Source organism: Synechococcus sp. R55.7, from assembly GCF_047461955.1.
GTDB lineage: Bacteria > Cyanobacteriota > Cyanobacteriia > Thermostichales > Thermostichaceae > Thermostichus.
This window is the reverse complement of record NZ_JANSIC010000063.1, coordinates 1-7,562: the sequence shown is the minus strand read 5'-3', so window position 1 is coordinate 7,562 and position 7,562 is coordinate 1. Positions and strand designations below refer to the sequence as shown.

Genomic DNA, 7,562 nt, shown 5'->3' with positions numbered 1-7,562 from the left:
TTTTGAACCGAAGATGATCATGGGAGAGAGGCTATGACTTCAGCGGCTACGGGTTATGGTTCACCACCAAACCCGGATATCGATGTTGACATTGAGAAAAAGGCGAGCCTGTCTCGGGCTGTTGATGTGGGCTTTGTCCGCCTGACGCTGGCCTTGGCAGGGTTTGCCGGCATTATCCTCATCTGGGTGATTCTTCAAACCACCGAAGCGGCTCTGCCGGCGATTCAGCAGTTTGGCTTGGGCTTCCTGGTTACTGCCCGCTGGAACCCGGTGGAAAACATCTACGGGGTGCTACCACAGATTTATGGCAGTTTGGTAACCTCTCTGGTGGCTTTGATTTTTGCCATCCCTCTGGGCATTGGCACTGCCATCTTTTTGACGGAAGGTTTTGCCCCCAAGTGGGTAACGGCGCCGATTGGTTTTGCCATTGAGCTGATCGTGGCCATTCCCAGTGTGGTGCTGGGGCTGTGGGGGATCTTTGTTCTGATTCCAGCAGTGCGGCCCATCTTTCGAGCCATTAACCAGACGCTGGGTTGGATCCCTTTCTTGAGTGGCCCGGCTCCGCGGGGGCCCAGCTTGTTGATAGTGGCTATGGTGCTGGGGATCATGATCTCTCCCATCATCATCTCCATTACCCGCAGTACCTTTGAATCTCTACCACGCAGCCTAAAAGAGGGGGCTTTGGCTTTGGGGGCAACCCGCTGGGAGACCATCTTAACGGTGATGATCCCTGCCGGCCTGTCGGGCATTGTCAGCTCGATCATGCTGGCGCTGGGACGGGCCCTGGGAGAGACCATGGTAGCGGCCATGCTTTCCGGCAACGCCAACCGCATCAATATCTCCCTAATGCAGCCGGGATCCACCATTACTGGCTTGATTGCCTCTCAGTTTGGCGAGGCAGGACGCTTGCAGGTTTCGGCTCTCATGTATGCCGGCGTGGTGCTGATGGTGCTGACGTTATTGGTCAACATTGTTGCCGAGATCATCATCCGCAAGTTTCAAAACTTGGAGCAGTAACTTGGGAAGCAGAAAGAAGATAAAGGAGCACTGTTATCATGTCCGACTCAGCACAGCTTGCCCCTGAGAAGGTTGACATCGACATTACTCGTGCCGCCATTGCCCCTGTCCGCAATTACACAGGCATTGTCCTAACCCTGCTGAGTGGCCTCTTTGTGGCGGTGATCATAGCTTCCCTATCTTGGGTGCTGTGGGATGTGGGCAAGGAAGGCATCCAGCGGATAAATTGGGATGTCCTCACCCAGACCCGCTACCCTGCCCCTGGCCTGGCGGAAGGGGGCTTTGGTCACGCAATTGTCGGCAATTTAATGGTGCTGGCTACGGGGGCGGCTTTGAGCTTTCCCTTCGGCATCTTGGCGGCAGTGTACTTGTCTGAATTCGGTCGCGGCACCCGCTTGGCTTATCTGGTTAAGTTTTCCTGCAATGTGCTCACGGGGGTACCGGCCATTCTCTGCGGCCTGTTTGCCTATGCTGTGGTGGTGAGGGGATCCGGCTTTTCGGCTTTCTCGGGAGGGGTGGCTTTTGGCGTGCTGATGCTGCCGATTGTCATCCGCTCCACCGAGGAGGCGTTGCTGCTGGTTTCGCCCGACATGCGCTTGGCTTCCCTTGGCCTGGGCTCAAATCGCTTTCAGACCACAATGCGCGTTGTTTTGCCGGCAGCGGCACCGGCCATCGTAACCGGGCTAATCCTGGCTTTGGCCCGAGCGGCAGGCGAGGCTGCACCTCTGCTCTTTACCGCCTTCAACAACAATTTCTGGTCTACTAATCTCTTTGGCCCGGTGGCTACCTTGCCGGTGATGGTCTACTTTTTCTCCATCATTCCCTACAGGGTGCAGCAGGAGCTGGCTTGGGCGGGCGCTTTGGTTTTGTTAGCCATTGTTTTGGCGGCCAGCTTGACCGCTCGCTTTTTGGTGTACAAGACCAGGAAATAGCCTGAGGATTCTCAACAAAGTCTTGAATCGAACTCTTCGTCGAACTCTAGCTCTTTTTGTGAGTGCTGCCATGCAAACTCAATCTCTTAACCAGACCTCTTACGTTTTCAGGACCGAGAACCTGAATGTCTACTATGGCTCCAATCTGGCGGTAAAAAATGTTACTCTGGACATCCCAGCCCGACAGATTACTGCGTTTATCGGCCCTTCCGGCTGTGGCAAAAGCACGATTCTGCGCTGTTTTAACCGCACCAACGATTTGATCCCCGGTGCTCGTGTAGAGGGCAAGCTCACCTACCACGGCAAGGATCTCTACGCCAAAGAGGTCGATCCGGTGGCGGTGCGGCGGCGTATCGGCATGGTCTTCCAAAAACCCAATCCCTTCCCCAAAAGCATTTACGACAACGTGGCCTACGGCCCGCGGGTGCTGGGGATGAAGGTAGACTTGGACGAGGTGGTGGAAACCTCGCTGAAACGGGCTGCCCTCTGGGATGAAGTCAAAGACAAGTTGAAAGAAAATGGTCAGTCGCTGTCGGGAGGGCAGCAGCAGCGCTTGTGTATTGCCCGGGCTCTGGCGGTACAGCCGGATGTGATTTTGATGGATGAGCCCTGTTCGGCACTGGATCCCATTTCCACCCGCCGTATCGAAGAGCTGATGAAGGAGCTGGAGGAGGAATATACCATCATCATCGTCACCCACAACATGCAGCAGGCCAGCCGCGTCTCGGATATGACGGCTTTCTTCAGCGTGGAGCTGGTGGGATCCAACCGTGTGGGCGAGCTGATTGAATTTGACAGAACTGAAGTCATCTTCAACAGCCCCACCAAGCAAGCCACAAGAGATTATGTGGAGGGCCGCTTCGGCTAATCGACCTGGCCGGACAGGGATCCTTCCCATACTGTTCTCGGCAAACCCTTTTGCAGGCAATTTCTGCCGATGATGGAGTCTGAAGAACCGTTGCACCCAAATACGGATACCTATGATCGTTGCCGCTCCTGACAAGCTGCAGGCTTTGCGTTCTGACTTAGAGGGTATTGAGATCATCACTGATCCGGCTCAGGTGGCCAAGTTGTCGTTGGATTTTTACCACTACAGCCCCGTGCTGAGCCGACAACTGAGCGACAAGCGGGGAGATTTGGTGGTGCGCCCCGCCGATGAGGCCGAGGTGATGCGGGTGGCAGCGGCCTGTGCCAGGCTGCGGATCCCGGTTACGGTGCGCGGTGCCGGTACCGGTAATTACGGCCAATGTATCCCGCTGGCCGGGGGTGTGATCCTGGACATGGGCAAGCTCAACCAGGTGCTTTGGGCAAAGCCGGGCTTGGCGCGGGTGCAGGCGGGAGCCAAGTTGATGGCCATCGACAAACACACCCGGGAGATGGGCTGGGAGATCCGCATGGCTCCTTCCACCTATCGCACGGCCACCATCGGGGGGTTCATTGCCGGCGGCAGCGGCGGCATTGGCTCTGTGACCTACGGCCAACTGCGGGATCGCGGCAACATCTTGGGTTTGCGGGTGGTCACCCTGGAGGAAGAGCCCCGGGTGCTGGAGCTGCGGGGAGACGAGGTGTTCCAAGTGAGCCATGCCTGGGGCCTGAATGGGATCATCACCGAGGTGGAGATTCCGCTGGCGCCTGCTTACCCTTGGGCAGAGCTGGTGGTGGCTTTTCCCCCCGCAGGAGGGTTTATGCCCTGTGCCCATTTTGGCCAGGCCCTGGGCGATGCGGATGGGATCATCAAGAAGATGATCAGCCTGCACGCTTGGCCGATCCCCAGCTACTTTGCGCCGCTGCGGGGCTATCTGCCAGAGGGATCCGCTGTGGCCCTGTTGATGGTGGCCGAATGCAGCCTGGAGCCGCTGTTGGAGCTGATCCGGGAACATGGGGGCCAAGTGGTTTACAACAAAACTGCCCAAGAGGCCGCCAAAGGGATCTCGCTGGGGGAATTTTCTTGGAATCACACCACCTTGCACTGCCGCAGCGTGGATCCCAGCCTGACTTATTTACAATCGGCTTTTCCCGCCGATCGGGAGCTGAAGCTGGTGCAGCACATGTACGAGTATTTTGGCGACGAAGTGCTGATGCACCTGGAGTGGATTCGCATCAACGGGCAAGCTACCCCTGTCGGCCTGCAAATTGTCCGCTTTACCACCGAAGAGCGTCTAAACGAGATCATGCGCTACCACGAAGAGCAGGGAGTATTTATTGCCAACCCCCACACTTTCATCATCGAAGACGGCGGGCGCAAAGTGATGGATCCGCGCCAGATTCGTTTCAAAGAAGAAGTGGATCCCTATGGGTTGCTTAATCCGGGCAAGATGCGCACCTGGCAGGAGCGCGCCTCTGCTTGAGGAATAGCAACAGTAGCACAGCAATTGGCCTTGGTCTATCTGTATTGCCCATGTTTAATCCCTGATGGATTGTCTGGGCAGGACAACACCAGTCCAAAGCTCTACAGTCAGTACTGTGGGAATGCTGTCCACCGTTAAATGCTTTGTGGTGTGGACTGTCAAACTTCCGGCAGCCAGTCCTCTGCAAGCACCAACTCTGGAGAGTAGGGACAGACATCTGGAAATGTCGAGATTTCTATCCCCGTTTGCCTGGCTGCTTGGCGGCGCGCCCGTTGATAACTCTCTTCAAGTTGCTCTACCAGATAACCTTTTAGGCTAGGGCTATCTTCTATGGCCAATCCGATTTGGGTTCGCGCATCTGTAATGGAATCTAGCCAGCTATCTGAACGGCGCTGAGGTTGATACTGCCACTTGAGCAGATGCAGCAGAAGGCGAGTTAATTGACTGGCAATCCCTCGTCGTTCGCTCTTACCCAAATTCTCAACCTCTTCAATTAAGTGTGTTAGGTCAATTTCATGCCAGCGCCTTTCCCGCAATAGCCGGGTTGTTCGGTCAATCCACAAGTTAAAGTCTGTCGAGTATAGATTGCTCATAGCTTTGTCCTGCTGAAAAATAGGGTCGCGATAATTATGAAATCCAGACTACGTCCTTCTTGAGTTTACTACAATAAAACCTGTAACACCTGAGTTCTCAACCGTCTGGGAGCAGAGTCCTCTGGTGACAAACCTTATCCAGGCAACTCTTTCTATAGTCATTTCGATTTAAAGCAGGACACTGCACCCACACTTAAAGTGCACCGAGCCGGAAGGCTTTTCAAGGACTCCGTCCCGCTGGCGCGATCAGGAGCCCAGGCGTCTTACCCTAAACTGAAGCAACTATATTTGACGAATATTTGACGGAGAGTGGATGGAGAGGGTGTCCCTGTGGAGAAAGGTTCAAACAAACGCTTTAACTGCCATAGTAGTTGATGGCTAAAGCTCCCACCAGAGTAAGCTGAAAGACCAAGATCACGAAGTAGAAAATGGCGCGGGGCTTGAACAGAGTGAGCATCAAGCCTATGGCTTTCAAGTCTACTATCGGCCCAAACACCATAAAAGCCAACAGGGATCCCGGCGTGAAGGTGGCGGCAAAGGAGAGGGCGAAAAAGGCATCCACCGTCGAGCAGATGGAGATGATCCCGGCCAGGGCCATCATGATCAGGATTGAGAGCAATGCATCTTGGCCATAATCCAGCACAAACGAACGCGGGATCACCGTTTGAATCAGGGCCGCCATCGCCGAGCCCAAGATGAGCACGGATCCCAATTCGCGGATCTCCCTGGCCCAGGTCTGCAGCAGGAGAACTCCTTTTTGTCCCCTGGAGGGAGAAGGCGCAGCGGCCAGAGCAGAGCGATACACATCTTCAGCCGTTTGTAAAGTGGCCAGGGATCCGCCAGAGGCCCCTTGAGCAGGGCTCTGGGATCCAATCCAGAAGGTGCCCCCCTGCAACAACGGCGAGCGGGAGATGTTCTTCGGATCAGCTTCTTGGGAGCAATTGCGCTGCAGCTCCCGCCAGACTGACGGCTGCAACAGAGGCTGGAAATCCTTTTGCAGGCTGAAGATCAAGCCGACGACAACCGCAATGCCGAAGGAAAAGAGAACTCGGTAGATCACCAGCTCCGGCATGGAGCGAAAGGCAATCCAAGTGGAAAAGATCACCACCGGGTTAAACACCGGCGCCGCCAACAGAAAGGCCACCGCCACGTGGGGTGGGATCCCTTTGATCACCAGTTGACGGGCCACCGGCAGGTTGCCGCACTCGCACACCGGGAAAAAGAATCCTAAAGCGCCACCGGCCACCGCGCTGCCGATTTTGCCTTTGGGCAGGAAACGGGCCAACTGGGATCCCTCGACAAACACCGCCAGCAGCCCCGATAGAAACACCCCCAGCAGCAGAAATGGCATGGCCTGCACCACAAGGCTCAGAAACAGGGTGAACCCGTCTCGCCAAAGGGGAGAGTCTAAAAGGCTCAACACACCGCCTCACGCACAATTTGGGCCTTACTGAGTTTGGATCTCGGCCCAGCGCCCTGTCAAACGGCTCTCAACCTCGCTCTTCTATGGGGATATAGCGTTGCTGGCGTTCGCCTGTGTACACCTGGGTGGGTCGGAAAAGCCGATTATCGGACAACTGCTCCCGCCAATGGGCCAGCCAACCCGCCGCTCGGGCAATGGCAAACACCGGTGTAAACAAATCTTCTGGGATCCCCAGCTTGGCGTAGACCAACCCTGAGTAGAAGTCCACATTCGGGTAGATCCCCTTCGGCCCTAGCAACTCCTCGCACACCCGCTCCACCTCCAGGGCAATGTCGTAGTACTTGTCGTGGCCGTAGCGCTCAAACAGCTCTTCAGCCAGCCGCTGCAGGATGGTGGCCCGCGGATCCTTCACCTTGTAGACTCGGTGCCCCATGCCCATGATGCGCTGTTTTTTGGCCAGCTTCTCCTCGATAAACGAGCGTACATTTTCCACCGAGCCGATTTGCCGCAGCAGCATCATCACCTGTTGGTTGGCCCCCCCGTGCAACAGCCCCGAAAGGGTACCCACCGCCGTGGCCAGGCTGCTGTAGGGGTTAGCCAGCGTGGAAGCGCTCACCAGAAGGGCAAACGTAGAGGCATTGACCGTGTGCTCGGCGTGCAGGATCAGGCAGATGTCAAAAATGCGGGCCAACCAGGGATCCGGCTTCTTGCCCGAGAGCATGTACAGAAAGTTGGAAGCGTGATCCAGACTATCGTCCGGGGGAATGGGATCGTTGCCCTGTCGCATCTGGTGGAACATGGCCACCATGGTCGGCAGCTTGGAGAGCAACCGGGTGACGGTGCCGAACACATAGTCGGGATCCATCTCCCGCAGCGGGTAAAACAGCCCCAAGCCCGCCACACAGGTTTGCAGAGCATCCATCGGGTGGCCCGACTCCGGAAACGACTTGATCATGTCGCGGATGCGGTATTTCACCCGTCGATGACTGCGGATTGCCTGATCAAAGTTGTCCAGCTCCGATTGGGTCGGCAGCTTTCCAAAGATCAGCAAGTAGGCTGTCTCCAGAAAGGTACTGTGGGCGGTTAATTCCTCGATGGGGATGCCCCGATATTCCAGGATCCCCGCCTGGCCATCCACAAAACTAATGTTGGAGCGTGTGGCCGGAACGCCTTCCAAGCCTGGTCTGTATTCGCCATCCGCCATGGTCGGATCCTTAGAGCAAGTATTTCCTAGATAATGATGAATCAA

Annotated in this window: 7 protein-coding genes; 4 read left to right on the top strand and 3 right to left on the bottom strand. The window is 56.0% G+C overall.

Annotated features, from left to right (window positions below; translation table 11 throughout):
- Positions 1-33: 33 nt before the first annotated feature.
- The 4 genes from pstC to NW820_RS04980 all read left to right on the top strand — a co-directional run bounded on the left by pstC (position 34) and on the right by NW820_RS04980 (position 4,297).
- Positions 34-1,017, top strand: a complete 984-nt coding sequence (gene pstC / locus NW820_RS04995) for a phosphate ABC transporter permease subunit PstC (protein ID WP_414406852.1) — start codon at positions 34-36, stop codon at positions 1,015-1,017.
- Positions 1,018-1,055: 38 nt separating this feature from the next.
- Positions 1,056-1,949, top strand: a complete 894-nt coding sequence (pstA, locus tag NW820_RS04990) for a phosphate ABC transporter permease PstA (RefSeq protein ID WP_011433508.1) — start codon at positions 1,056-1,058, stop codon at positions 1,947-1,949.
- Between the two features lie 70 nt (positions 1,950-2,019).
- Positions 2,020-2,817, top strand: coding sequence for a phosphate ABC transporter ATP-binding protein PstB (pstB, locus tag NW820_RS04985; protein ID WP_099883872.1), 798 nt, complete (start codon positions 2,020-2,022; stop codon positions 2,815-2,817).
- Positions 2,818-2,929: 112 nt separating this feature from the next.
- The gene (locus NW820_RS04980) at positions 2,930-4,297 is read left to right on the top strand and encodes an FAD-binding oxidoreductase (protein WP_414406851.1); all 1,368 of its coding nucleotides are present in this window, start codon (positions 2,930-2,932) and stop codon (positions 4,295-4,297) included.
- Positions 4,298-4,455: 158 nt separating this feature from the next.
- Here NW820_RS04980 and NW820_RS04975 read toward each other — a convergent pair whose 3' ends face one another.
- From NW820_RS04975 to NW820_RS04965, 3 genes are all read right to left on the bottom strand, one after another.
- Entirely contained in the window at positions 4,456-4,890 is a 435-nt protein-coding gene (locus tag NW820_RS04975; RefSeq protein WP_414406850.1) for a DUF29 domain-containing protein, read from the bottom strand.
- A 355-nt stretch (positions 4,891-5,245) separates the two neighbouring features.
- Positions 5,246-6,313, bottom strand: coding sequence for a permease (locus tag NW820_RS04970; protein ID WP_414341727.1), 1,068 nt, complete (start codon positions 6,311-6,313; stop codon positions 5,246-5,248).
- 67 nt (positions 6,314-6,380) lie between these two features.
- Positions 6,381-7,517 (bottom strand): citrate synthase, encoded by a 1,137-nt coding sequence (locus tag NW820_RS04965; protein WP_414330694.1) that lies wholly within the window; start codon positions 7,515-7,517, stop codon positions 6,381-6,383.
- Positions 7,518-7,562: the final 45 nt, after the last annotated feature.

Excerpts from the sequence above, each read along its gene's own strand:
- pstC (WP_414406852.1), top strand. The coding sequence starts at position 34 with ATGACTTCAGCGGCTACGGGTTATGGTTCACCACCAAACCCGGATATC.
- NW820_RS04975 (WP_414406850.1), bottom strand. The coding sequence starts at position 4,890 with ATGAGCAATCTATACTCGACAGACTTTAACTTGTGGATTGACCGAACA.
- pstB (WP_099883872.1), top strand. The coding sequence starts at position 2,020 with ATGCAAACTCAATCTCTTAACCAGACCTCTTACGTTTTCAGGACCGAG.
- NW820_RS04980 (WP_414406851.1), top strand. The coding sequence starts at position 2,930 with ATGATCGTTGCCGCTCCTGACAAGCTGCAGGCTTTGCGTTCTGACTTA.
- pstA (WP_011433508.1), top strand. The coding sequence starts at position 1,056 with ATGTCCGACTCAGCACAGCTTGCCCCTGAGAAGGTTGACATCGACATT.
- NW820_RS04965 (WP_414330694.1), bottom strand. The coding sequence starts at position 7,517 with ATGGCGGATGGCGAATACAGACCAGGCTTGGAAGGCGTTCCGGCCACA.